The sequence below is a fragment of the Microtetraspora sp. NBRC 16547 genome (genome assembly GCF_030268965.1).
GTDB lineage: Bacteria > Actinomycetota > Actinomycetes > Streptosporangiales > Streptosporangiaceae > Microtetraspora.
In genome coordinates, this window is record NZ_BSSE01000002.1 from 228,676 (window position 1) to 253,658 (window position 24,983).

Sequence of the window (24,983 nt, forward strand, 5' to 3'; positions counted from 1 at the left end):
GGGGCATGGCCGAGGCCTTCGACGTCAGTTACATAGCTGTTGGCCGATCGTGTTCCCGGGCGGCGCCACGTCAGCCTGCGGAGCCGTACGCCCGCAGGAACGCCCGTACTCCGGCGGCGGTCAGCCGGTCGGCCTCCTCCTGCGGGAGCGGGCTGACCCCCCAGTAGGACCGTTGCGTGATCTCGGTTGAGATCAACGCCATGAAATGAACGACGGCCTGGGCCGGGTCACCGTGGACGTCGATCAGGCCATGGTCATCCAACGCGGCCATGACGGAGGTCAACTCGCCGCCCACTGCGCGCGGCCCGGTCTCCTGCCAGGCGTCCAGGACATCGGTCGGAATGTGCCCGGCTTCCGCATAAATGTGTCGCACCAGGGCGAAGTGGTCGCGGAAGTCCGTCATCAGGCCGACCCAGGCGCGGGCCAAGGCGAGCAGGTCACGTTCGAGGTCGGCGGGATGCGGCGGACGCTCCGGATCCAGATACCTGCGCAGTTGCGCGAGCTGCTCGTCCCTGACGCGCTCCGAGCTCCACCGCATGACGGAGCGGAACAACTCCTCTTTCCCGCCCGGGAAGTGGTTGTAGATGGTGCGAGTCGAGACGCCGGCCTCGGTGGCGATCGTGTCGATGCCGGCTCGGGAGTAGCCGTCCCGTCCGAAGACCTGGCACGCGGCCTGCACGATCGCCGTCGCCTTGTCCGCTCGACCCCGCCGCGGCTGGGCCGCCCTCGTCTTGTCCCTGGAGTCCGTGCCGGTCATCGCTTCCTCTCCCATACGCCAGCAATTACAACCAGCGTTGCATATTTTGCAATGTCCGTTGTACTTTACCCGGCGTGCCGCGAATCGTGGCAACGAACGAGAGAACCAGGGAGACCGCGATGCCTGACTCCGCGCCTTCGAACGACCCCATGCCTTCGAACGACCCCGCGCTCCGGGTCGCCGTCATCATCGGAAGCGCCCGTGGCGGCCGCGCCGGCCCGTCGGTCGCCGAATGGTTCACCCGCCATGTGAGCCACCGCACCGACATCGAACTGGACGTCATCGACGTCGCCGACCTGGAGCTTCCCGTGGCCATGCCCGGATGGGACGGCCTTCCCGCCCCCACCCCGGAAACCCAGGCGGCTCTCGCCGACGTCAGCCCACGGCTGGCCGCCGGCGAGGCGTTCGTCGTCATCACGCCTGAGTACAACCACAGCTTTCCGGCCTCGTTGAAGAACCTCATCGATTGGCACTACACGCAGTGGCAGGCGAAGCCGATCGGCTTCGTGTCCTACGGCGGGCTTGGCGGCGGGCTTCGCGCCGTCGAGCAACTCCGGCAGGTCTTCGCCGAACTGCACGCGATGACCGTACGCGACGCCGTCAGCCTGCACGGCCCCTGGTCGGGGCTGGGAGAGGACGGCAGGCCACGCGACACGGCGATATGCGAGAGCGCCGCCAAGAGCATGATCGACCAGTTGTTGTGGTGGGGGCGAGCACTGCGCACCGCTCGCGCCTCCCACCCATACGGCGGGTGACAGGCGATGAACACTGTCACCGGATCCGCACGGACCGCTGGATCTTCCCCGGTTCTCGCCCGCACCCTCACGGTCGTGGTCATCGGCTCGATCATGGCCGTGCTCGACGTGACCATCGTCAACGTCGCCATTCATCCGCTGGCGACGGCGTTCGGCGCGCCCCTCGCGACCATCCAGTGGGTAGCGACCGGCTATACGCTCGCCGTCGCCGCCGTGATCCCCGTGGCAGCGTGGGCCATGGGTCGCTTCGGCGGCAAGCGCACCTACCTCACCGCCTTGGCTCTTTTCGCGGGCGGCTCCGCGGTGGCGGCGCTGTCATGGAACATCGAGACTCTGGTGCTGTTCCGGGTGGTGCAGGGGCTCGGCGGCGGCCTGCTGGTGCCGGTCGGCATGGCGATGGTCATCCGTGCCGCCGACCGGGAGCGCATGGGCCGGGCGATGGCCGTGCTCGGCATCCCGGTCCTGATCGGGCCGGCGAGCGGGCCCGTCCTGGGCGGCTGGCTGATCGACGCCGCGTCCTGGCGCTGGATCTTCCTGATCAACCTGCCGGTCGCCGTGGTCGCGCTGGTACTCGCGGCACGGCTGCTGCCAAGCGACGTGACGCGGCAGGCGCGCCGATTGGACGTGCCGGGTCTGCTGATGCTGTCGCCGGGTCTGGCGCTGCTGATCTACGGCCTGTCCACCGGCGGCGAGCGTGGCGACGTCACGACCCCGGGAGCGCTGCTGCCCGCCGTCGCGGGCTTGCTGTTGATCGCCGGATTCGTCGCGCGCGGCCTGACCGCACGTCATCCGCTTCTGCATCTGCGTCTGTTCCGCAACCGCACCTTTGCCGTCGGCCTCGCCACGATGACGCTGTTCCCGGCCGGCTACTTCGGCTCCATGCTGCTGACGCCCATGTACTACCAGACGACCCGGGCACTCACCGCGACCGAGTCGGGACTGCTGGGCATTCCGCTGGCCATCGCCGTGGGAGCCTCGATGCAGATTGCCACGCGGCGGATCGACAAGGCGTCTCCCAGGGTGACCATCGTCTCCGGCATCGCGATCGCCGCGCTCGGGCTGTCCCTGTTCGGCGCTCAGCTCGGACCGGACACGCCCTACTGGCGGTTGTGCGCGGCGATGCTGGTGATGGGCGCCGGCGTCGGCATGGTGATGATGCCGGCCAACACGACAGCGACCCGCACACTGGCCCCCGACGACGTTCCTTCCGGCAGCACCACGCTCAACATCGCCTCCCAGATCGGCACATCGATAGGGATGGCGCTGATGTCGGTGGTCCTGGCGTCGAACGTGGCCGGTGCCACGGACCCGAGCCAGCGGGCCGCTGCGTTCCAGCACACCTACTGGTGGGCGGTGACGCTGCTGGCCCTGGCGGGCGTACCCGCGCTGCTGCTGCCGCGCCGGTGACGCACACGCCGACCTGGAGAGTCGCCGCACGGCGGGCAAGATCGTCCTTCTTCCTTAACCCGATCAAAAGCCCTACCCTGCCGCCCCTAACGCTCGTGGATCTCGATCTCCTCCGGGATGGGCGGGTCTACGGCGTTGCGACCCGCTTCGCGAACATGAGCAGGCCGGCGGAACGTGGCGCGGTAGTCCCGCGGCCGCTGGCCCGTGTGCCGGGCGAAGATGGCGCTGAAGGTGCTCGTGTCCGCGTACCCGAGGTCGGCGGCGATGCGCGCGATGGTCCTGTCGGTCGTCTCCAACAGGTGACGAGCCCGGCGGACCCGAGCGGATTGCAGGTACGCCAGCGGGGTCTCACCGGCCTCCTCACCGAAGCGGCGGAGCATGGTTCGCGTGCTCACGTGAAACGCCTCGGCGAGGACGGACAGGTCGTAGCGAGCCCCGAGATTCTGGTCGAGCCACCGCTTCACAGCGAATGAGAACTCACGGCCGACGGCGGGCATCAGCCCCAGGTCGACGTAGGGAGCCTGGGTGGAGCGTGCGTCGTCGACGAGCGCGATGCGTGCGGTGCTGCGGGCGACGCGGGGGCCGTCGTGCTCACGGATCAACTGGAGCGCGAAGTCGTACATGGCACTGAAGGCGGCGGTCGTCGTCACACCGCGATCGGTGACCACGAGGTGCTCGGGGCGCACCTTCACGTTGGCGTATCGACGGGCGAGCTGGTCCGCGAACAGCCAGGACGTCGTCGCCTCGCGCCCGTCGAGCAGGCCGGCCTCGGCGACGAGGAAAGCGCCGACACAGATCGACACGACGGCGATGCCGGAGGCGGCCTGCGAACGAATCGACGCCACTTCGGGCCTCAGGTTCGCGAGCGTCGCGTCGAGATCGAGCCTGGGCGAAAGCTCGAAACCCGGCACGATCAGGACGTCGACGGGGCGCACGGCCGAGGCCTCGATGGCCCGGCCGCCGGACGCGACCACCCGCCGCCGGGGCGAGACGACGGACACCTCGTGCGGCGGTCGATCCGACCCTTGCGCCGCCGCGATGTGATCGGCCATGGCCAGCAGGTCGGGGATCCCGAACACCTCTGAGGCGAAGCAGCCGGGATACGCGAGCACGCCCAGGCGCAGCGGTTTCATGGTTCCTCCGGCTCCCCATGGGGGTGGCGATATCGCCGCTCTATATGGCGATATCGCCACTTCTCGTGGGGGCAGTGTCTCAGCACACTCTCGATCATGACAACGATGCGAACGCGGCGTGACGACCCCTTGGATGACTTCTCCCGGAGAGCCGTCAGCGTCGATGACGTCAGCAAGACCGTGTACGTCGCCGGGGCAGGACCCGGCGTCATCCTGATGCCCGAGATGCCGGGCATCAGCCCCGACGTCGCGCGGTTGGCGCGCTGGGTACGCGATGCCGGCTTCTCCGTGTACCTGCCCTCTCTCTTCGGCGTCGACGGCGCCTACCCGACCACCGAGGCAGGCGAGGCCGTCGTCCGGCGCGCATGCGTCAGCGCCGAGTTCCGTGCGTTCGCCGGCGGTGGCACCAGCCCTGTCGCGGCGTGGCTGCGCGGCCTCGCGCGTATCGCGCACACGGAGTGCGGTGGGCCGGGCGTCGGCGCGGTCGGACTGTGCTTCACCGGCAACTTCGCGCTGACCATGGCACTCGAACCGGCCGTCATCGCCCCGGTCGTCAATCATCCCTCGCTGCCGCTCGACGACCCCGGGGGTCTGGAGATCGGAGACGAAGACGCGGTCGCCCTGGCCGAACGTGTCGAACGAGACGGGTTGAAGGTACTCGCCTATCGCTTCGACAACGACAGGTGGTGCACGGGCCAGCGGTTCGCGGCCTACCGAAAGCTACTCGGAGAAGCGTTCGACGGCCGCGTGCTTCCCGCCGACGTGGCGAACACGAGCCCTCCACCCTTCTTCCGCGACGCCGTCGGGTGCGCCCACAGCGTCACTACGGCACATCTCGTGGACGAGCAGGGTCACCCGACGGTGCGTGCCCGTGATGAGATCATCGCCTTCCTCAAGGAGCGGCTCAGAGGGTGACGCGCGAGTCCGCGCCCCTCGACGACCGGCCACCGGTCGTGGGACGGGGTCCATGGGTAGCGGTTGTTGTTCGCGTACGTGCGCATCGAGGTGCGGATCGAGTTGGTCATTCCGACGATCAAGAACCTGTACATCGGTGACCACCCGACGTACTGGATGGCGCTGGGCGTCCCGCACGACGCGTACCTGGGCGAGTTCCTGATGCGCACCAAGGCCGTGATCCGCGACTGAGCCACGGCCCTGATGCGGGACCTCGCCTCAGGTCATGGGGGCGATGGACGGCCTGGTCGGGGCGCTGTTCCTGGAGGCGACGGCGAAAAACGGTCACAGCGGATGACGCCGGCGGGCCGGTTCCGGCAAACCGGCCGTCAGCGCGTGGAGATCAGACGCCAGGTCATCGAGAGGTAATGAACTAGTCAGGCTTTGATAATGCTTGACGTTCTTTGGCTGATGTTGGGATTAGTCAGGGGTTTTCGTAAGGTTTGTCGCTTTGATGGTGCCGGAGGTCAGAGGGGAGACCGCCATGAGATCGCGAAGGCCGCACCTGCCGTTGCCCAGCTCCATCCAGGGCCGGTACACCCTCGTCTTCGGAGCGCTGTTCCTGGTGGTTCTCATCACGGCCGGCGCGGCCATCGACTTCGTGGCCCGCGGCAGTACGCTGGGGCCTGACCCGCAAGGAACGCAGCTGCTCACCGTGGCGTGGATCGCCGGAGGCGTCCTGCTCGTGGCGGCCGCCGCCGCGTGGATCACCTGGTTGGTGGTCGGCCGGATCCTCCACCCCCTCAAGGCGATCACGAAGCGGATCGACCTGACGACCAATGACCTGAGCCTGCGGCGGCTGCCCCAGGCGGGCGGCGACGACGAGATCGCGCGGCTCGCCCGCTCCTCCAACAAGCTGTTCGAGCGGTTGGAGGAGGTCATGACCAACCAGCGCCGGTTCGCCTCCCTGGTCTCCCACGAACTCCGGTCACCCGTCACCGCGCTGCGCGCCCAGATCGAGGAGGCGCTCGACTACCCCGACGAGGTCGACCCGTACGAGACGCTGCGCGCCGCGCTGCGCAGCGCCGAGCGGTTCCAGGTGATCATCGACGAGCTGCTCGCGTACACGAAGGTGAAGAACGCCGGTTCGGCGGCTCCCGAGCCGCTCGACCTGACCGAGCTGGTACGGGAGGAGATCGCGGTCCGATCCCAGGGCGTGCAGGTGCGACTCCACGCCAGCGGCGACCCGACCGCCTTCGCCACCAGGCTGGCCGCCATCGGGGCCGTGGGGAACCTGCTGGCCAACGCGCAGCGGCACGCGCACACACGGGTGGACGTCCGGGTGGAACGCGCGGGCGATCAGGCCGTGGTCGTGGTGCACGACGACGGCGACGGCATCGCGCCCGAGGACCGCGAGCGGGTCTTCGAACCCTTCGTCCGGCTGGCGGACGGGCGCCGCCGTGACCCCGGCGGCAGCGGGCTCGGCCTCGCCTTCAGCCGGGAGGCCGCCATGGCCAACCACGGTTCCCTCACCATCGAGGACTCCTCACGAGGGGCGCGCTTCGTGCTGCGCCTTCCCCTGATGCCCGCTCCCGTCGGCGTTCCGGAGCGTCCCACCCAGCCGCTCTCCTCCTGACCGGGAAGGCGGCTGGGGGCGCCGAAACGGCCTATCCGGCCTGGACGCGGCCGTGCCGGTCGCGGGCCTTGAGCCGTACGGTGGGCATCTCGGGCGCCGGGAGCGGCCCCTCCTCACAGGAGCCGACCGTGCCGAAGCGGGTGGCCGGGTGACCGCCTCCGTCGAAACCGGCGTCCCGCATCCAGTCGTCGCGCGCCCGCACGATCTCCTCGTGTGAGCGCCCCACGAAGTTCCACCACATGACCAGCGGCTCCTCGAACGGTTCGCCGCCGAGCAGGAACAGCCGCGCGGGCTCGTCGGCCTCCATCACCAGCTCGGAGCGGCCCTCCCCGAGGTACAGCAGAGCGCCGGGGGAGAGCGGCACGCCCGCGACGCGCGCCGCGCCGGACATGACGAGCACGGCGGTCTCGAACGACGGATCGACCGGCAGCCGGTGCCGGCCGGGGCCGTGGAACAGCACCTCGGCGCCGAGCAGCGGCGTGTGCACCAGCGCGGGGGAGCGGAGCGACCCGATCTCGCCCACCACGACGGTCACCGTGACGTCGCCCTCGCGCAGCGCCGGCAGCGCGGCGTGATGCTCGAACCGCGCCGCGCCGTGCCTGGCCTCCTCGGGCAGCGCCACCCAGAGCTGCAGGCCGTGCATGACCGCCGGATGCTCCGGCGGCGTCTGCTCGGAGTGCGCGATGCCGTGTCCCGCCGTCATCAGGTTGAGCTGGCCGGGCACGATCGTCTGCGCGTTGCCCAGGCTGTCGCGGTGCAGGATCTCTCCCTCGGCCAGCCAGGTGACCGTCTGCAGCCCGGTGTGCGGGTGCGGCGGCACCTGCATGCCCGGACGGTCGCGTACGTCGTCAGGGCCGAAGTGGTCGACGAAGCACCAGGCCCCCACCATCCGGCGCGGCCGCTGCGGCAGCAGCCGACGCACCGTCGTGTAGCGGCCGAGCGGGACGTCGTGCCCGGCGAGGAGCACGCTCTCCGGCTCGGTCACCGTCGCCGCCGCGCACTCGTACGCCTCGGGCGTCGGCGAGGCGGTCACGCCGACTCTCCGTCGCTGTCGTCCGCACCGGCGGGGAGGGAAAAACGGCCGCGCCGGTCGGCCGGCACCAGCTCGAGATAGCCGGGGTGCCGGGCGATGTAGTCGCGGACGAACGGGCAGTACGGCAGGACCGACAGCCCAGCGGCCCGGGACGCGTCCAACGCGCCCCGGACGAGCGTCGAGCCGAGGCCGCGACCGCCGTATGCGGGGTCGATCTCGGTGTGGGTGAACGAGATCTGCGATCCGTGGCGCCGGTACTCGGCGAAGCCGACGACCTTCTCCTCCACGGTGATCTCGAACCGGCCGGCCTCCGGGTTGTCGACGACCCGTGGTTCGGTGTGTTCCATAACGTCTCGGCTCCTTCGATGGGCGCCCGGATCGCCCACGTTATCCCGGGTGTGTACGGAACGGACTCGCAGCGCGGTGACGGTCAGGCGGCGATCGTGGCGTGCATCTCCCACACCAGGATCTCGGCGGGCTCGACCGCGGTCACCCGCTGCCCGCCCGTCGCGGTGAACCGTACGGCGTCGCCGGGGCCGAGCGTGCCCGCACCCTCGAGGGTGACCGTGCCGCGCGGCACGAACAGGTGCAGGAACGGAGCTTCGGGCAGTTCGACGCTCTGCTCCGGCCGTAGCCGGGCGGCGTAGAGCGCGGCGTACCGGTTCTTGATCCGGATGGCGGAGACGCCGTCGTGCTTGTCCATCCCGGACGCCACGGGCACGAGGCCGCCGGACAGCAGCTCGTTCTCGATTTCGAGTTGCTCGTAGCCGGGGGTGATGCCGGGCTCGTCGGGGACGACCCACATCTGGACGAAGTGCACGGGCTCGTCGTGCGCGGCGCCGCCCTGCAGCCGCCAGGAGTCGTTCTTCTCCGAGTGGAGGATGCCGGTGCCCGCGCTCATCCGCTGCGCCAGGCCGGGGTAGATCACGCCGGAGTGGCCGGTCGAGTCCTGGTGGACCAGGGAGCCCTCCATGACCCAGGTGACGATCTCCATGTCCTGGTGCGGGTGGGTGTCGAACCCGGTGCCGGGACGGACCCGGTCGTCGTTGTTGACCAGCAGCACGCCGTGGTGGGTGTTGCCGGGGTCGTGGTGACGGCCGAAGGAGAAGGAGTGGTGGGAATCCAGCCACGTGGTGGCGGTGGTGAACCGCTCGTCCGCGCGGCGGACGTCCACTCGCGGGGTCGGTGTGGTCCTGGTCATGGGATTCCCCTTCCGGAGGTCTCGCCCGAGGTGCCGGAGGTGAGGTCCGGCCCTGTAGATGACTTGTCATCTACATCCGCCCTCAACGTATATGACGCATCATCTATTTCGCAACCGCATGACGTGTCATCCATTCGGGGTAGGGTGGACGGTATGGACGGTCCCTTCCCGCTCGCCCCCTCCGGTCGGGCAGGCTCCGGAGCCGACGCTCCCTGGTTGGACGCGGGCGAGCAGCGCGCCTGGCGGGCCTACCTGCGCATGCAGGGCCTGGTGGCGGCGAGGCTCAACCGCGAGCTCCAGCTCGAGTCGGGCCTGTCCCTCGCCGATTACGAGGTGCTGGTCCAGCTCACCGACACCCCAGAGGCGCGGCTGCGCCCGTTCGAGCTGCAAGACGGGTTGCAGTGGGAGCAGAGCCGCCTGTCGCACCACCTGACCCGGATGCGCCGCCGCGGCCTGGTCGATCGTGAGGAGTGCTCCGAGGACGGGCGAGGCGCGTTCGTGGTGCTCACCGAGAAGGGGCGCCAGGCCATCACCGCCGCCGCGCCCGGTCACGTCGGCGTGGTGCGGCGGTTCTTCTTCGACGGGCTGACCCGCGAGGAGGTCGCCATGCTCGAACGGCTGAGCAGCCGGATCCTCGACCGCCTCGAAAACGCGGACGCCGCCCCCGAAGCCGGCCCCCGCTCCAACCGCGTGTGATCTGCGTCTCCCGCCCGCGACGCCATCGCCGCCACCCTCGACTGGTACCGCGCCAGCCCAACCCCGTAACCGGCCAGCGGCCTTTCGCGCTCACAACCAGATGTGCGGGCGGGGAACGACCGCCGCGAACCGGCGATGAGCAGGGCGAACCGCGGATCGACGGGGGAGTGGACCGGGGGCAGACCCGACGGACGTGTCGGGGATGAACCGGGGACAATCCGGAACGAAAAAACCAGTTGCCGCCGTGCCCGGGCCGTGCGCTAACGTACTGCCTCGGCGCCGCTTTTCGGATGCGGCCATCACTTCGGGAGGTGACGACTATGCGGGTCTTTCTGACGACCGTGCCGTCCACCAACTCTCGGGTGCCCGCCTAGGCACTGTTTCGCCACCGCCCGCGCGCAGCAGGGCAGGTCTCCGGAACACGACCTGGATCATCGCAGGGCACCCGCTTTCCGAAGGGTGTCACCCCGTTGTTCTCCGATTCGCTTTCTGGTTCCATCGGCGGTTCCATCGATCTTTCGCTTCTCGGCTGGAGCGACGAGCTCGCGCTTCCCGCCGGCACCGTTCCCGCCCGCGTCGCCAGGGTCGACAGGGGCGCCGCCGAGGTCATCGCGGCCGAGGGGCAGTTCCAGGCCCGCTACAGCGCCCGGGTCCGCCGGGCCGCGGCCGAGGATCCCGTCAGCCTGCCGTGCGTCGGCGACTGGGTCGCGCTCGTCCGCCTGCCCGAGGGCCGTTACGAACTGGACGCCGTGCTGCCCAGGACGTCGGCCTTCGTCCGCGGCGGGGTGAGCAGGGACTCGCGCGGCGGCCTTTCCGGTGACGGGCAGGGCCAGGTTCTCGCGGCCAACGTCGACATCGTGTTCGTGGCCGAGCCGTCCATGCATTCCACCGACTTCGCGGATCTTGGTCGGATCGAGCGCCTGGTCGCGCTCGCCTGGGAGAGCGGCGGTCGGCCGGTCGTGCTCATCACCAAGGCCGACCTGTTCGAGCGCGGCCTCGGCGACCTGCTCGCCGACGTCGAGGCGGCGGCGCCCGGCGTGGACGTGCACGCCGTGTGCTCGATGACCGGCGAGGGCGTCGATCTGGTCCGGTCCTATCTCGAGGGTTCCAGGACCGCGGTCATCCTCGGTCCGTCGGGCGCCGGGAAGTCCACCCTCGTCAACGCGCTCGCGGGGGAGGCGGTGATGGAAACCCAGCAGGTCCGCGCGGCCGACGGCCGGGGCCGGCACACCACGGTCCATCGCGAGCTGATCCCGCTGCGCAGCGGTGGGCTGATCATCGACACGCCCGGCATCCGGCGGGTCGGCCTGTACGGCATGAGCGAAGGCGTGGACCTGGTTTTCGCCGACATCGACGAGCTCGCGGAGAGCTGCCGCTTCGACGACTGCTCGCACGACGGCGAGCCCGGCTGTGCCGTACAGGCGGCGGTCGAGTCGGGCGAGTTGCCGGAGCGGCGGCTGGAGAGCTGGTTCAAGCTCCAGCGCGAGGCGGCCTGGATGGCACGGCGCAGCGACTCGCGGCTCCAGAGCGAGGAGAGGCGCAAGTGGAAGATCAGGCACATGGAGATGCGCCGGTCGGGCCGGGCCCGACCGTGATCGCGGCCCGAGCATTACGGGTGGTCCCGGTGTGATGGGGGCCAGAGCATGATCGCGGCCCGAGCGTGAGGGGTGGTCCGGGTGGGCGCGTCGGCCCGGGCCACCCCTACGACTCGGGGCGTCCCAGGTCGGAACAGCGAAACCGCCGGGCGTTCCGCCCGCCGTGTTGGGGTCGGCGGGTGGAACGGCCCGGCGGTCTCGTGTGACGCGTGTCGGGGGAGACGCTCAGATGGCTCAGGCGACAGCGCTGATGCCGGCGCTCGCGGCACGCCGCATCCGGCGGCGACGCTCGGAAGCGCGCTCGTCCTCGTTCAGCCCGCCCCAGGTGCCGTACTTCTCAGGACGGGAAAGGGCGTAGTCGAGGCACTCGGCACGTACGGGGCACTGCGCGCAGATGGCCTTGGCCTTGCGCTCGCGGATGTCGCGCTCCGGCTGACGCTCTCCGTCGGGGCCGAAGAACAGCACAAGGTCCTCTCCCCGGCACGCGGCATCATCCTGCCAACCCCAACTGGGGCGCGGGCGGGCGAGCTGCCGACGTACCTGAGACATGAGAAACCACCTTTGGTGAGAGGTATTTCGGTGTTTATGCCGCATTTGGGCGCTTATGGCGTCCCTCGGTCCAACGCCGGGATCAGCCGTGGTGTTCCCAGCTCTTCGCAGAGCCTCAGGTCAGTGCCGGAGTGAGCTCGCTCAGCTCCGCCAACCTGTAGGTCGAGATCTCTTCGGTGCAGGCCGTGCCGCACGGTGCCGCGAACACCGCAGGCTCGACCACGACCCGAAACCGCGACAGACCACCAGGCTTCGTGTGGTGCACGATGCACACGGTGGCGTCACCTTCCGACCGGGAGGATTCCACGGCCACCCCGCTGACCGAGAGCTCGCCCGTATGTGCACGGACGAAATGCTCGGCGGCTTGCAGTGGCTCAGGGATACCCGCGCGCCCCCGGTAACGGTCAAGGACGACCTCGTCGTTCCGGTACGCGTTTGCCGCCGCGATCGCAGCAGCCTGAGACATGCTGCCGTAGTAAAGCCCGTGTGGCAAGCATACGAGGTTAGCGGCGTATCGATCGCCGCCCACATGGGTGGTTTCCCACACATTGCCCGGGAGGTTCTCGTCGAGGAACCGCGCGAGCGGGAGCCCGAGACGCGCACAACAAGCGTTGCGCTTGGCGTGGGTGCACACCAGGAACACCGGCTCGTTCACCAGTATGCAGGACTCCGGAACCACTCCGTGCACGAGTGAGCCCAGGTCAAGATCGTCTGAGCTCTCGAACGAGCCCTCCGCGAGCCACGGGCGCGCTCCCGCCGACGAGGCGACGAACACGTGCAGCGGGCCTCCCGGGGCCGGACGCCGACCGGGACGGCGGATCAGCTGCGGCCGCACGCCGAGCGAGGTGGCCCGGTCGATCAGGGCGTGCACGTCGTCGGGAAGCCGGCACTCGTCGAGGTGCGCCGCCCAGGGGCCGGAATGCTCGATGAGCAGCCAAAACCGGGCGCCGACCGTCGCACTGGCGAGGATCGGCGCCTCACCTGTGTGCAGTGCGGCGGGGTGCCCGCACCCATTGGCCATGCCGGTCCGCCCTCCTTCTCGTTCTGTCGGGTCCTGGTGCCGGGAGAACCGGGGTCCTGCCGACTGAATTAGGTAAGACTAACCTTATCGATCGGGCCTCGGGCCCAGGCGCGCGGGGGTCACAACTTACCCCTCCGTCTCGGGTCAACCGGTGGGCGAGGAGATTCGCGTCACACTTCCGATCTCCCGCGCTCCAGCCATGTCCCGGCCGCGTCCCGGCCACGCGCCGATCACGTTCCGTCCGTACGCGGTGCCGTACGGGTGATGGGCGCGGTCGGTCGCGGGTCGGTACGGTCACCGGTCGAACGCGAGCGCCTCCTCGGCGGCGGGAAGGGCGGCGGCGCGGTCCTCGGGGATCAGGCCGATCCTCGTCCGCCGGTCGAGCAGGTCGCCGACGTCGAGCGCCCCCTCATGGCGCACCGCCCACACCAGCTCCGCGCGCGTGATCCCCGTCGCGACCGTCTCGGCCAGCGACGGATCCTGCCGCGCCAGGTCCTGTACGGCCCATGCCTCCCGGCCGTACCGCGCGACCAGCCGGGCGGGCGGCTCCTGAGAGGCCGGGGCTTCGGCGGGGCCCCGGCCCGCGCCGACGACCGGTCCGGCGCCCACCAGGGGCAGCCGGGCCGTACGGCTGCGCGGCGCGGTGGGGCAGGCGGCGTCGACCGCGTCCTCGGCCATCCGGCGGTAGGTCGTGAGCTTGCCGCCGACGACGGTGACGACACCGTCCCGCGACGTGACCACCGCGTGCCGCCGGGACAGGTCGGCCGTTCCGCTGGGGTTCCCCGACCCTCCAGCGCTCTCACCGTCCGCGGCGCCGCCGGCGCCACGCGTCCCTCCGGCGAGGAGCGGCCGCAGCCCGGCGAAGGCGCCGGCCACCTCCGCCCGCCGTACCGGCTCCCGCAGGACGGACCCCAGGATGTCCAGGAGGAACGCCACATCGCTCTCAGGGGCCTCGGGGACGTCAGGGAGGGGCCCGTCCACCGGCTCGTCCGTCAGGCCCACGTAGATCCGTCCGTCGGCCTGTGGGAGGACGAGCACGAAGCGGTTGCTCTCGCCCGGGATCGGGACGTGCAGCCCCGTCCGCAGGCCGTCGAGCGAGCCGGGACGGAGCACGAGATGGGTCCCGCGCGACGGGCGGAGCAGCACCGAGGGGGACAGCTGCCCGGCCCACACCCCGGCCGCGTTGATCACGGCCCTGGCCCGGATGCCGAACTCCGCACCGGTCAGCTCGTCCCGCACCTGGGCCCCGTCCCCGGCCAGCGACAGCGCGCGGCAGCGGGTGAGGATCCGGGCGCCGTGGGCGGCGGCCGTGCGGGCGATCGCGACCACCAGGCGCGCGTCGTCCACGACCCGCCCGTCCCAGGACAGCAGCGCGCCGCGCAGGCCGCGGTCGTGCAGGGAGGGCGCCAGCGTGCGCGCCCGCTCCGCGGACAGCCGCGACGGGCCCGGAAGCAGGTGGCGCGGGGTCCCGGCGACGGCGCGCAGCCCGTCCCCGAGGCGGTAACCGGTCATCACGAGCCGGGCCTGCCCCGGCGAGACCGACGGGGTCAGCGGCAGCAGGTACGGCTGGGCCCGCACCAGATGGGGCGCGGTGTGCCGGAGCAGGACATCCCGCTCGACGGCGCTCTCGCGGGCCACCCCGACCTGTCCCTTGGCCAGGTAGCGCAGCCCGCCGTGGATCAGCTTGGAACTCCAGCGCGAGGTGCCGAAGGCCAGATCGTGGGCGTCGATCGCCGCGACGGACAGGCCGCGCGACGCCGCGTCGAGGGCCGCGCCCGCTCCTGTCGCCCCGAGGCCCACGACGAGCACGTCCACCACGGTGTCCCGGATCTCGGCGAGCTCACGGGCGCGCCGACCGGCGTTCAGGGAGGAGTCCATATAAACCCCTAATTCCTCATCCATTACTGTTGAGTAACCTAGTCTCAGAGGTGACGTCGTGGAAACACCGCAGCTCCCCGCGGAGCCAATGCTCTGGTCTGGATGGGGAGATCCCGCCAAGGCCGCCGAACTGCCTTCGCCCGTACGACGCCTGCTCGCCGATCTGCTGGGCGTCCAAGCGCCCGCACTGCCCGCCGCGACGTTCGGCGAGGTGCGGCTGCCCGCGCCGGCGCTGTCCCCGCTCGTGCTCAGCGCGCTGTCCTCGGCGGTGGGCGGCGAGCACGTGCGCCTCGACGACGACGCGCGGATCCGGCACACGCGCGGCAAGTCCACGCCCGATCTGCTGCGGATGCGCGCGGGTGACGGTTCCGACGCGCCGGACGCGGTCGTGCTGCCGGGCTCGCACGCCGAGGTGGCCGAGGCGCTGCGGGTGTGCGCCGAGCACCGCGTCGCGGTCGTGCCGTTCGGCGGCGGGACGTCCGTCGTGGGCGGTCTGATCGCCGCCCGCAAGGGGTTCGCCGGCGTCGTGGCGCTTGACACGGCGCGGCTCAACCGGCTGGTCTCGATCGACACCGAGTCCATGGTCGCGGAGCTGGAGCCGGGACTGCGCGCCCCCCAGGCCGAGCAGCTGCTGGCGGCGCACGGCTTCACGTTGGGCCATTTCCCGCAGTCCTTCGAGTACGCGACGCTGGGCGGGTACGCGGCGGCCCGGTCGAGCGGCCAGGCGTCGGCGGGTTACGGCCGCTTCGACGACATGGTGGTCGGCATGACGGTGGCGACGCCGCAGGGCACGCTCGACCTCGGCCGCGCGCCGAAGTCCGCCGCCGGGCCGGACCTGCGCCAGGTGATCCTCGGCTCCGAGGGCGCCTTCGGCGTGATCACCTCGCTGCGCCTCCGCGTACGGCCGGCGCCCGCCGTCCGCGTGTACGAGGGGTGGCGGTTCGCGACATTCTCCGCCGGAGCCGCCGCGCTGCGCAGGGTGGCGCAGGAGGGGCCGGCGCCGACGGTGCTGCGGCTGTCCGACGAGACCGAGACCATGGTGGGCCTGGCCCGGCCGGAGGAGCTCGGCGCGCTCGCCTCCGAGCCCGGGTGCCAGGTGATCGCCGGATACGAGGGCACGGCCGCCGACGTCGCGTACCGCCGGGAGCGCACCGCGGCGACGCTGTCGGAGATGGGCGGCGTCCCCCTCGGATCTGAGCCGGGGGAGAAGTGGGCGCACGGCCGGTACTCCGCGCCGTACCTGCGCGACTCCCTGCTCGCCGCCGGGGCCACCGTGGAGACGCTGGAGACCGCCTGCTTCTGGTCCGGTGTCCCGCGCCTCTACGAGGCCGTACGGCAGGCGCTCACGGCCTCGCTGGGCTCTCCGCTGGTGATGTGCCACGTCTCGCACGTGTACGCCACGGGGGCCTCGCTGTACTTCACCGTGGTGACCGCGCAGTCGGACGACCCGGTCGGGCAGTGGGAGTCGGCCAAGCGCGCGGTCAACGACGCGATCGGCCTGGCCGGGGGGACCATCTCCCACCATCACGGTGTCGGGCGGGACCACCTCCAGGCGTACGCGCTGGAGATCGGGGACCTTGGCGTGTCCATGCTGCGCGGAGTGAAGGAGCGGCTCGACCCGGCCGGGATACTCAACCCGGGAGTGTTGATCCCATAGCGCCGCCGGCCGTGATCGGGCAAAGATTGGGTCATGGCCGATCATGTCGATGGGGATTCGCGCACGGCTCGGAGCGCGCGGCAGTCGTCACGCGCCTCCGAGGCCGGGGCGGGCTGGAACTGCCAGAAGATCGGCACGTTCCAGCGCCTGCGGCCGAATCGGACGACCTTCACCTGGCTGAGGCCCGGGACGCTCTGGCGCTCGCGCAACGAGATCCTGGCGCAGCTGTTCGGCGACCCGTCCGGTGACGTCCGCCGCCGCTGGGTGGAGGCCCAGCGGGAACGCGGCGTTGACCCCGATTTCCGGATATTTCAGGACGTGGGGAAGGACTTCACGTTCCTGGTGCTCGGCGACACGGGGGAGGGCGACGCCTCGCAGTACGCCGTCGTACCCGGCCTGCTCAAGGCCGGTGAGGGCACCTCGTTCGCGGTCATCGCCAGCGACGTGATCTATCCCACCGGGTCTGGCAACGAGTACCGCGACAAGTTCTTCCGCCCGTACAAGGACTATCAGGCGCCGATCTACGCGGTGCCGGGGAACCACGACTGGTACGACGGGCTCGGCGGTTTCATGCGGGTCTTCTGCGACGCCCAGCCCCTGGAAGCGCGGCGGCAGGGCTTCCGCCTCTCTCCGCGGGGGCTGCGCGGCCTGCTGTGGAAGAAGCCCGCGAAGATCGACGAGGCCGCGCTGGCCACGGCCCGCGAGATGCGCGCCGCGCCCGGACAGCAGGCGACCATGCCCGCGCCGTACTGGGTGCTCGACCTCGGGCGGCTCCTCCTCGTCGGCATCGACACCGGCATCCGCGGCGACATCGACCGCGAGCAGGGGGAGTGGCTGCGCCGGATCTCCACCGACCCCCGGCCGAAGATCCTGATCACCGGCAAGCCGATCTACGTGCGCAACGACTACTACCCCTGCGACATCGAGGGCGGGGGGACGGTGGACGAGATCGTCCGCGACCCGGCGCACAACTACGTGGCGGCGATCGGCGGCGACGTCCACAACTACCAGCGCTTCCCGGTCCGGGTCGGCGACCGGGTCATCCAGTACATCGTCTCGGGCGGCGGCGGCGCGTTCATGCACGCCACCCACACCATCCCGCGCGTGGACGTCGGCGGCGTCCACGAGGACGACTTCAAGTGCTATCCGCTGCGCGGCGACTCGCTGTCCTTCTACAGCCTGCTGTACAGCAGGCGGCTGCGCATGCGCCGGCTGTACCTCACCCCCGACCAGGGACTCGCGCTCATGTCGCGGCACATCGGAAACGTGCCGCCGCGCTCGATCGCCGCCGGTCCCGACGGGACGCCCCCCGCGCCCGGCGCCGCCGATGGAGGGGGGACGGCGCCCGTGCGGATCACCGCGAGGATGCGGTGGGCGGCACGGCTGCTCGGCGGCTGGCCGATGCCCTTCCATCTGCCGGTGGGCCGAGTCTTCCACCGGTGGATCTCCGAGCTGTCCGACTGGGACACCCCGCCGTTCTTCAAGAGCTTCCTGCACCTGTCGGTCACCGGGGACGTCCTGCGGATCCGGTGCCTCGCCGCGACCGGATGCCTCGCCCAGGAGATCGATCCCCCGCTGGAGGACGAGGTCGAGATCACCCTGACCGCGAACCCGTCCTGAGCCGCATAGTGCCCTGTTCACAAACGTTCATCGGGATCGAGGGAGCGAAGCGGGCTTCGCGAGGACCGCGGTTTCCTTCCGGCGTGACCCACCCGCCCAAGATTGGCCAGGCAGGGGCGGCGCGGCGGAGGTTCGTGCACACCCCACCAATGGTCCGCGCCGGAAGTCCTTGAGGGTCAGGGGTGTCCCCAAGCTCGAACCTGGCGGTCGAGAATCACACACCTTCTTCGACCGGAACGGGGTGACGGATGGCGAAGTCTGCCGATGCGAACTCCTGATCGTCGATGTCCAGTTTCCACTCATACCGCCTACCTACTCCCAAAGGGAGAGGTGCAACGTTCACTGCAAAGCTGCTGTGAATATCAGTCATCCGAACGAAATCATCGGCACCGACGCTCACGTTGCCGAGTTCGCCTTGATACTCGACCGGGCGATCTTCCCCGTTCACTGGAGCCATCACGGACTTCCCGGCGTCGTCCACTAGCCGCAGCGCGAAGAAATGGGATGCAGACGCTTCTTCCCACGAGAAACGCAAAAACACAGCCACTGCCATCTGCGGCGCCGCAGAATCCGTTAGAGACCAGTCGGCGCCCAACATGTGCATCTTTCCTGTCACGTGGTCGCGTTGGGCTGAATCGCACAGCATGATGAAGGCCTTCATGATGCGGTCACCTTCAACTCCACGAAGGCGCTCCGGGTGTGGACCGCAAGCCCGGCAGCGAATGTGGACTCCGTCAGGCCACTGGCTGAGACGACCATCGTGGGCGCTGAACGAGTCGTTGCGACAGTAGTCAAGGTCGAGCGGCGGACGATGTGATGCACGGATGCTCCGACCGCCAGTGCATAACGACGGATCGTTGACAGATGAGGATCGCCGCCCAGGCGTTCGAAGTCTGACACTGCCGGCTGGCTGCGGCCCATCCGCTCGGCAACCTGTGCTTGCGTGACCCCCTGGGCCTTTCGTAGCTCCACAAGACTCTCGATGAGTCGCGTGTCTCGCTCGATCGCCGCGTTCTCACGTTGGACGTCAGGGTCGTCTAGATCGATGCCGAGCAGCTCAGCAACCTGTGGATCTATCATCATCGACCTCCCTGTATCGGCTTCACCTTATATCCTCCGTAGCCAGTCAGCCAGTCGCTTCCGGGCAAGGTCGATGACTCGATCTTGGGCGCCTTGGCTCCCCTTTTGGTGAAACGCGAGTCCCAGGAGCACATGCTCCTCCTGGGGGCCGAGAGAGTAGTAGAGGCGGTACTCGTTCCCTGCATAGCTGAGCCGAGCTTCGTAGAGGCCCTTGCCCAATGAGCCGGTGTCTCTTGGTAGGCACTTCCCAAGCTGGATCCGTGTCATCAATGATCCGAGCTCCTTGAGCGGGGGGCCGCCTTCCAACACCTTGTGGATCTCATTGCTGACGACTTGCTCCCCAGAGGCGGAGGTATACAACAGCCAGGTAGCCTTCGGCTTCTCCACACCTGCACCCTCGTCCTGCGGCGGTAGCGATCGACACAGAGCTACGGAATGTATCCCTTAAGCCTCGACGGTGTAGGTGGATTCGCCGAAGTGCCGTGTGCCCCACCAAGGATCTTTGCGGCGCTGCACCAGGCAGGGACGGCGCGGCGGAATGTCGGTGGCGCCTGGCAGGCTGGGCGGGTGCAGGTGCTGGTCGCGGTGGATCCGGAGGGCGGGGGGACGATCCGTCCCCTCGGCGGTCCACCGGAACGCGTCGGCGACCTGGCGGAGGCGGTGCGCGAGCTGGAGGCGGCCGTCCACCCCCGATGGGTCTGGGCGGACGCGCGGCGGATCTACCCCGGCCTGCTCGCCCGGGGCGTACGGCTCTCGCGGTGCCACGACATCGCGCTCACCGAGGCGCTGCTGCTCGGCGCCGACGGCCGGTACGGCGAGCCCCGGTCGGCCGAGGCGGCGTACGCGCGGCTGCGCGAGCTTCCGGTGCCGCCGGACCGGGACGAGACCGCGGAGCCGGGCCACGCGACGCAGGGAAGCCTGTTCGAGCCGGAGGTTCCCGGGCGGGTGGCGCCGGAGGTCGCGGAGATCGACCTTGTCGGCGAGGTGTACGAGGACCAGCTCGCCCGGATCGCGCGCACCGGCCACCCGGGGCGGTTCCGGCTGCTGGTGGCGGCGGAGTCCGCGGGCGCGCTGATCGCGGCCGAGATGGGCCACGACGGCATGCCGTGGCGTGAGGACGTGCACGACGCGCTGCTGACCGAGCTGCTCGGCCCGCGTCCGGTCCACGGGATGCGCCCGTCCCGGCTCCAGGCGCTCGCGGACGAGATCTCCGTCGCCTTCGGCTATCCCGTCAACCCCGACTCACCGCAGCAGATCGTCAAGGCGTTCAAGGGCGCGGGCATCCAGATTCCGTCGACCAGGTCGCGCGTCCTCGCGGGCGTCGACCATCCGGGCGTGGCCCCGCTGCTCGCGTACAAGGAGCTGGCCCGGCTGTACAGCTTCCACGGCTGGGTCTGGGCCGACCAGTGGGTGCGCGGTAACCGCTTCCGCGGAGAGTACGTCGTGGCCGGCGTCGTGTCCGGGCGGTGGGCGACGAGCGGGGGCGGCGCGCTGCAGATCCCGAAGGTGATGCGCCGTGTCGTGACCGCCGACCCCGGATGGACGCTGGTGGTCGCCGACGCCGCCCAGCTGGAGCCGCGGGTGCTGGCCGCCATGGCCGGTGACGGCGGGCTCGCCCGCGCGGCGGGGGAGATTGACCTGTACGCCGCGCTGGCGCAGGCGTTCGGCGGCGAGCGCGACTCCGCCAAGATCGCCATGCTGTCCGCGATGTACGGCGGCACCAGCGGCGACGCGCCCAAGCTGCTCGCCGTGATGCGGCAGCGCTTCCCGAAGGCGTACGCCTTCGTGGAGGAGGCCGCCCGCGCGGGCGAGGACGGGCGGCTGGTCCGGTCCTGGCTCGGCCGCACCTGTCCGCAGCCGTCGGCGCGGTGGCGCGAGCTGGTGTCCGGGCCGGACGGCACGCGGGCGGCCCGCGACCGCGGCCGGTTCACCCGGAACTTCGTCGTCCAGGCCACCGCCGCGGAGTGGGCGCTGACGCTCATGGCCGTGCTGCGCGGACGGCTGTCCGACCCGGCCCGGCTGGTGTTCTTCCAGCACGACGAGGTCATGGTGCACTGCCCGCTCGACCTGGCCGACGAGGTCCGGGCCGCGGTGGCGGCGGCGGCCGAGGAGGCGACCCGGCTGCTGTTCGGCCCGACGCCGGTCCGGTTCCCGATGGAGGCCGTCGCGGTCGCCCGCTACGCCGACGCGAAGTAGCACGCCGCCGGGTTCGCGATGTCACACGGCCGGGGCGACACGCCGGGAGGTGACGGCGATCCAGACGGTGAAGAGCCCGACGGCCACGGCGACGGCGGCCCCCAGCACGCCGTATCCGGCGACGCCGACGACCACCCCGGCCACGATCGTGCCGGTGGCGCCGCAGACGTTCATCAGCAGGTCGGACAGGCCCTGCACGGCCGGGCGGCGCTCGATCGGCACCGACTCGGTCAGCATCGCCGAGCCGGAGACCAGCCCGCACGACCAGCCGACGCCGAGCAGGAGGAGCCCCGCGCCGACCTGCGTGACGTCGTGGTGCCCCGCGGACCCGGCCAGTACGGCGGCGCAGATCAGCACGCCCATGCCGATGAGCATGACGTTCAGCCTGCCGATGCGGTCGGCGAGCCAGCCGACGACCGGCGACAGCACGTACATGCCGGCGATGTGGACACTGATCACGATGCCGATGACCGAGATGGACGCGCCCCCGTGATCGAGGTGCACCGGCGTCATCGACATGACCGACACCATCGCGGTGTGGCTGATCGCGATGCCGACCAGCGCCCGGCGGGCCCGCGGAGCGTCGCGGAGCACCTCCCAGGCGGTGCGGAGTGTCCGGCGGCCGCGATCCGGCGCGGCGGCCCCCGCCGCCCCACCTCCGGACCGGACTTCGGCGGGGTCCTCACCGCGCCGGCCGGACCTGTCCGCACGGTCGGTCTGGTCCGCACGGTCGGTCTGGTCCGCACGGTCCAATCTGTCCGCACGGTCGGTACGGTCCGCCGGCGTGACCGGCTCGGCGATCCGCCGGGCGAGGATGAACGGGTCAGGACGCAGCCCGATGTTGATGATCAGCGCGGTGACGGCGAAGGTGAGCGCGGAGAGAGCGAACGGCCCCGCGGCGCCGGTCAGGCCCAGGGGTTCGGCCACCGCCTTGGCGGGCTCGACCAGGTTGGGTCCGACCACGGTGCCGACGGTGGAGGCCCAGACCACCCACGAGAGGTGGCGGGCGGCGTGGCCGGGAGGGGCCAGGTCGGTCGCCGAGTAGCGCGCGGCCAGGTTGCCCGCGCTTCCGCCGCCCATGAGGACGAGGCCCGCGAGGAGGAGCTGCCACGATCCCAACCCGATCGCGACCACCGCGATGACGGAGCCCAGGAAGGCGCTGGCGTAGGCGAGGGTCAGCCCGGCCCGCCGCCCGCCGCGCCCGGAGGCCTGGGCGGTGGGCAGTGCCAGCAGCGCAGCGCCGAGCACGGTGGCGGTGCCGGCGAACCCGCTGATCACCGTGGACCCGGACAGCCGGTTCACGACCAGGGAACTGAGGGCCACCCCGACGGCGACTCCCACCCCGCTGACGGTCTGCGCGGCGGACAGCACGATGAGCACGCGCCGCTGCACACGGGACACGTTTACGGGGATTTTGATGGGGGTCGTCGTCATGCGGGAAGTTTGCCATGACTCATCACGGACAGTTCATCACATAGGTGTGAAACTGCCCCAAAGTGCTTGCCGTATGCTCGCGGCGGAATCGCCCCAGTCGTAGTCGGGTGACGTCACGGTGATCGAGTACGCCTGGCCGTCGGCCTCGACGTAACGGGTCATCCGGTGCATGGTGACCTGGCTGGAGTTGGTGTAGGTGTACTCCCAGTCGGCCGCCGGCCAGCGGTAGTCGGTCTCGCCCAGGTGCACCTGCGTGTAGTCGTCGTACTTGGCCCGCTGCTCGGACGCCTTGAGCGCGGCGAGACTCCCGTCGGCGATCTTCCGGACGACGATGCTCTGCGCGCTGTCCTTGGGCCCGGAGAACGTGGTCGCACCCGACTGCGCGGACACCGTCCAGTTCCTGGGCACGGCGACGGACACGCCGCCGCCGGACAGGGTCGTGTAGCCCTTGGGCGTCTCGAAGCCGGTCTGTTTCCCCGCGTCCGCGCCGCCGCCTCCCGCCGCGTCTCCGGCCCGCGCCGCCGCGGCGCTCGGCTCTCCGGCGGACCGGGCGCCCTGGTCCGCGGAGCCGCCGGGGAGCACCAGGAGGACCACCGCGACGATCACGCCGATGACCGCGAGCGCCGCCACGGCGATGAGAACGGTGGACCTGCCCCCCTCGCGGCCGAGCCTGTCCTCGGCCCGGCGGCGGCCTTTGGATCGGCTCCCGCTCCGGCCCTTACCGGCCGTTGCTGCGGTCGCTGCGGTTTCCGAGTCCCCGGCGATGCCGGCGCCTGTGGAGTGCCTGGCGCTCCTGGAGCCCCTTGTGCCGGACACGGGTTCCTGCTCGGGCTTGCTGTGCGCGCCTTCGGTGCGCCTCCTGACCCGGCCGGGGCCGGTCGCGAAGGGATCGTCCGATCCGGCGGCCACCGTGGTGACCGGGTCCCGCCCGAGCTGACCGGGCAGGTCGGTGGGCGCGGGAGCGGGCCACATCGCGTCGGCCCGGCGTTCCGGCGCGTGCGTGGATCCCGAGGGGCTGCCGAACGGATCGAAGGGCGGCGCGGACTCGAGCGGCGGCGCGGAGCCGTACGGGACGGAGGCGCCGTCCGTGCCGTGCCGTACGGGAACGGGGGGCGCGGGCGGGAGCGGCGCGGACAGGGGGTCGCGTGGCGGCGCGGCGTGCCCGCCGGTGGAGGCGCCCGTGGAGGCACCCGTGGAGCCGCCCGCAGTGCCCGTCGTGCCGGGCCCGGCCGCTCCGCCGTCCATCCGATGGGCGGCGGAGGTCTGCGCGGCGGAGTAGCCGCCGGACGGGCTCGCCATCGGGTCGAAGGGCACCCGGACCGGCCCGGACGGAGTCTCGATGATGCGCGACGGCAGCGGCCCCGAGGGAATCTCCAGCGGCGGCAGCAGCTGCACGGGGGTGGAGTCCTGCGGGGTCGGCATCGCGGCCCGGTGCCCGGGCATCGTGATCCCCGCTCCGTGGCTCTGCAGGATCCGTTCCAGCATGTCGGCGACCTGCGCGGCCCCGATCCGGTCAGCGGGGTTCTTGCGGAGCAGGCCCTCGATGACGGGCAGCAGGGTGCCGGCGCGCTGCGGCCGGGCCGGTTCCCGCGTGAGCACCGCGCCGAGCACGGCGACCGCGTCCGGCCCCTCGTACGGCGGGTGGCCCTCGACCGCGGCGTAGAGCGTGGCGCCGAACGACCACAGGTCCGCCGCGTGGGTGACCGGGCGGCCCTGGAGCCGCTCCGGCGGGATGTACGCCGGCGAGCCCATCAGCAGGCCGGTCTGGGTGATGGTGACGTCGCCTTCGATGGCGGCGATGCCGAAGTCGGTGAGCACCACCCGGTCGGCCGTGAGCAGCACGTTCCCCGGCTTGACATCGCGGTGCATGATCCCGGCCGCGTGCGCGTGGCGCAGCGCGTCGAGTACGCGGATGCCGATCTCGGCGGCCTGCACGACGGGCAGCGGCCCGCTCTGCCGCACGGCCTGCTCCAGCGACCAGGCGCGGACCAGCTCCATGACGATCCAGGGCCGCCCGTCCTCCTCGACGACGTCGTGGACGGTGACGATGCCCGGGTGGCTGAGTCTCGCCGCTGAGCGCGCCTCGCGCAGCACGCGCTGGTGGGCGCCGTGGGTGCCCGCCTGGTCGAGACCGAACGGCAGGATGAGCTCCTTGACCGCGACGTCGCGGTCGAGCAGCACGTCATGGGCATGCCAGACCATGCCCATGCCGCCACGGCCGACCGGTGAGAGGAGGCGGTAGCGCCTGCCGACGAGCCGTCCCTGCCCTTCGGGCACCGGTCCGGCCGTACCTCCTCCGATGGGACCCTGACCCTCCGGCATGGAGGGGACCATACCGAGCAAGCGATCGGTTGTCATGCCCTGGTCCCCAATTCTGGCTCAGTCCGCACAAATCCCCCCAAGACCCGATCCGCGCGAATTCACAAGATATGTGAGGCTGA

23 protein-coding genes are annotated in these 24,983 nt (G+C 70.8%); 10 read left to right on the forward strand and 13 right to left on the reverse strand.

Annotated features, from left to right (window positions below; genetic code table 11):
* Positions 1-70: 70 nt before the first annotated feature.
* Complete coding sequence (locus QSK17_RS03805) at positions 71-757, reverse strand: TetR/AcrR family transcriptional regulator (protein ID WP_285702961.1); 687 nt, start codon at positions 755-757, stop codon at positions 71-73.
* A 119-nt stretch (positions 758-876) separates the two neighbouring features.
* Between QSK17_RS03805 and QSK17_RS03810 the strand changes: the two genes are divergently transcribed.
* Positions 877-1,512 carry an NADPH-dependent FMN reductase gene (locus QSK17_RS03810; RefSeq protein ID WP_285702962.1) on the forward strand — a complete coding sequence of 212 codons (636 nt, stop codon included), beginning with the start codon at positions 877-879 and terminating at the stop codon, positions 1,510-1,512.
* A gap of 75 nt (positions 1,513-1,587) precedes the next feature.
* Positions 1,588-2,919: a DHA2 family efflux MFS transporter permease subunit gene (locus QSK17_RS03815; RefSeq protein WP_285702963.1), complete on the forward strand. Its 1,332-nt coding sequence runs from the start codon at positions 1,588-1,590 to the stop codon at positions 2,917-2,919.
* An 86-nt stretch (positions 2,920-3,005) separates the two neighbouring features.
* Here the strand turns inward: QSK17_RS03815 and QSK17_RS03820 are convergent, their stop codons facing one another.
* The gene (locus QSK17_RS03820; RefSeq protein WP_285702964.1) at positions 3,006-4,052 is read right to left on the reverse strand and encodes a GlxA family transcriptional regulator; all 1,047 of its coding nucleotides are present in this window, start codon (positions 4,050-4,052) and stop codon (positions 3,006-3,008) included.
* 96 nt (positions 4,053-4,148) lie between these two features.
* On the opposite strand from QSK17_RS03820, the gene QSK17_RS03825 reads away from it, so the two are divergent.
* The 3 genes from QSK17_RS03825 to QSK17_RS03835 all read left to right on the forward strand — a co-directional run bounded on the left by QSK17_RS03825 (position 4,149) and on the right by QSK17_RS03835 (position 6,582).
* Positions 4,149-4,967, forward strand: coding sequence for a dienelactone hydrolase family protein (locus tag QSK17_RS03825; RefSeq protein WP_285702965.1), 819 nt, complete (start codon positions 4,149-4,151; stop codon positions 4,965-4,967).
* 63 nt (positions 4,968-5,030) lie between these two features.
* Complete coding sequence (locus QSK17_RS03830) at positions 5,031-5,198, forward strand: hypothetical protein (protein ID WP_285702966.1); 168 nt, start codon at positions 5,031-5,033, stop codon at positions 5,196-5,198.
* Between the two features lie 292 nt (positions 5,199-5,490).
* A complete protein-coding gene (locus QSK17_RS03835) occupies positions 5,491-6,582 on the forward strand; it encodes a sensor histidine kinase (RefSeq protein ID WP_285702967.1) in 1,092 nt (363 codons plus the stop codon).
* Positions 6,583-6,613: 31 nt separating this feature from the next.
* Here the strand turns inward: QSK17_RS03835 and QSK17_RS03840 are convergent, their stop codons facing one another.
* The 3 genes from QSK17_RS03840 to QSK17_RS03850 all read right to left on the reverse strand — a co-directional run bounded on the left by QSK17_RS03840 (position 6,614) and on the right by QSK17_RS03850 (position 8,816).
* Positions 6,614-7,615 carry a pirin family protein gene (locus tag QSK17_RS03840; protein WP_285702968.1) on the reverse strand — a complete coding sequence of 334 codons (1,002 nt, stop codon included), beginning with the start codon at positions 7,613-7,615 and terminating at the stop codon, positions 6,614-6,616.
* On the reverse strand, positions 7,612-7,962 hold the full coding sequence (locus QSK17_RS03845; protein ID WP_285702969.1) for a GNAT family N-acetyltransferase: 351 nt from the start codon (positions 7,960-7,962) through the stop codon (positions 7,612-7,614). The genes QSK17_RS03840 and QSK17_RS03845 overlap by 4 nt, the downstream gene beginning before the upstream one ends.
* A gap of 83 nt (positions 7,963-8,045) precedes the next feature.
* Positions 8,046-8,816, reverse strand: a complete 771-nt coding sequence (locus QSK17_RS03850; protein ID WP_285702970.1) for a pirin family protein — start codon at positions 8,814-8,816, stop codon at positions 8,046-8,048.
* A gap of 153 nt (positions 8,817-8,969) precedes the next feature.
* On the opposite strand from QSK17_RS03850, the gene QSK17_RS03855 reads away from it, so the two are divergent.
* Positions 8,970-9,512, forward strand: a complete 543-nt coding sequence (locus QSK17_RS03855) for a MarR family winged helix-turn-helix transcriptional regulator (RefSeq protein WP_285702971.1) — start codon at positions 8,970-8,972, stop codon at positions 9,510-9,512.
* 470 nt (positions 9,513-9,982) lie between these two features.
* The gene (rsgA, locus tag QSK17_RS03860; RefSeq protein ID WP_285702972.1) at positions 9,983-11,107 is read left to right on the forward strand and encodes a ribosome small subunit-dependent GTPase A; all 1,125 of its coding nucleotides are present in this window, start codon (positions 9,983-9,985) and stop codon (positions 11,105-11,107) included.
* A 234-nt stretch (positions 11,108-11,341) separates the two neighbouring features.
* On the opposite strand, the gene QSK17_RS03865 is transcribed toward rsgA, so the two are convergent.
* From QSK17_RS03865 to QSK17_RS03875, 3 genes are all read right to left on the reverse strand, one after another.
* Complete coding sequence (locus QSK17_RS03865; RefSeq protein ID WP_076434697.1) at positions 11,342-11,656, reverse strand: WhiB family transcriptional regulator; 315 nt, start codon at positions 11,654-11,656, stop codon at positions 11,342-11,344.
* A 115-nt stretch (positions 11,657-11,771) separates the two neighbouring features.
* Entirely contained in the window at positions 11,772-12,677 is a 906-nt protein-coding gene (locus tag QSK17_RS03870; RefSeq protein WP_285702973.1) for a ferredoxin family protein, read from the reverse strand.
* A 294-nt stretch (positions 12,678-12,971) separates the two neighbouring features.
* Positions 12,972-14,555, reverse strand: coding sequence for a glycerol-3-phosphate dehydrogenase/oxidase (locus QSK17_RS03875; RefSeq protein ID WP_285702974.1), 1,584 nt, complete (start codon positions 14,553-14,555; stop codon positions 12,972-12,974).
* Positions 14,556-14,643: 88 nt separating this feature from the next.
* On the opposite strand from QSK17_RS03875, the gene QSK17_RS03880 reads away from it, so the two are divergent.
* Both QSK17_RS03880 and QSK17_RS03885 read left to right on the forward strand, forming a co-directional pair.
* Positions 14,644-16,212 (forward strand): FAD-binding oxidoreductase, encoded by a 1,569-nt coding sequence (locus QSK17_RS03880; RefSeq protein ID WP_285703251.1) that lies wholly within the window; start codon positions 14,644-14,646, stop codon positions 16,210-16,212.
* Between the two features lie 33 nt (positions 16,213-16,245).
* On the forward strand, positions 16,246-17,832 hold the full coding sequence (locus QSK17_RS03885) for a metallophosphoesterase family protein (protein ID WP_285702975.1): 1,587 nt from the start codon (positions 16,246-16,248) through the stop codon (positions 17,830-17,832).
* A gap of 214 nt (positions 17,833-18,046) precedes the next feature.
* Here the strand turns inward: QSK17_RS03885 and QSK17_RS03890 are convergent, their stop codons facing one another.
* The 3 genes from QSK17_RS03890 to QSK17_RS03900 are packed head-to-tail and all read right to left on the reverse strand — an operon-like array spanning position 18,047 to position 19,299.
* A complete protein-coding gene (locus tag QSK17_RS03890; RefSeq protein ID WP_285702976.1) occupies positions 18,047-18,493 on the reverse strand; it encodes a DUF6941 family protein in 447 nt (148 codons plus the stop codon).
* Positions 18,490-18,915, reverse strand: coding sequence for a helix-turn-helix domain-containing protein (locus tag QSK17_RS03895; RefSeq protein ID WP_285702977.1), 426 nt, complete (start codon positions 18,913-18,915; stop codon positions 18,490-18,492). Before QSK17_RS03895 ends, QSK17_RS03890 begins: the two co-directional genes overlap by 4 nt.
* Before the next feature lie 24 nt (positions 18,916-18,939).
* Positions 18,940-19,299, reverse strand: a complete 360-nt coding sequence (locus tag QSK17_RS03900; protein WP_285702978.1) for a type II toxin-antitoxin system RelE/ParE family toxin — start codon at positions 19,297-19,299, stop codon at positions 18,940-18,942.
* A gap of 180 nt (positions 19,300-19,479) precedes the next feature.
* Between QSK17_RS03900 and QSK17_RS03905 the strand changes: the two genes are divergently transcribed.
* Complete coding sequence (locus tag QSK17_RS03905; protein WP_285702979.1) at positions 19,480-21,108, forward strand: bifunctional 3'-5' exonuclease/DNA polymerase; 1,629 nt, start codon at positions 19,480-19,482, stop codon at positions 21,106-21,108.
* Positions 21,109-21,129: 21 nt separating this feature from the next.
* On the opposite strand, the gene QSK17_RS03910 is transcribed toward QSK17_RS03905, so the two are convergent.
* Together QSK17_RS03910 and QSK17_RS03915 are read right to left on the reverse strand one after the other, a co-directional pair.
* Entirely contained in the window at positions 21,130-22,542 is a 1,413-nt protein-coding gene (locus tag QSK17_RS03910) for an MFS transporter (protein WP_285702980.1), read from the reverse strand.
* A 36-nt stretch (positions 22,543-22,578) separates the two neighbouring features.
* The gene (locus tag QSK17_RS03915) at positions 22,579-24,864 is read right to left on the reverse strand and encodes a serine/threonine-protein kinase (protein ID WP_285702981.1); all 2,286 of its coding nucleotides are present in this window, start codon (positions 24,862-24,864) and stop codon (positions 22,579-22,581) included.
* Positions 24,865-24,983: the final 119 nt, after the last annotated feature.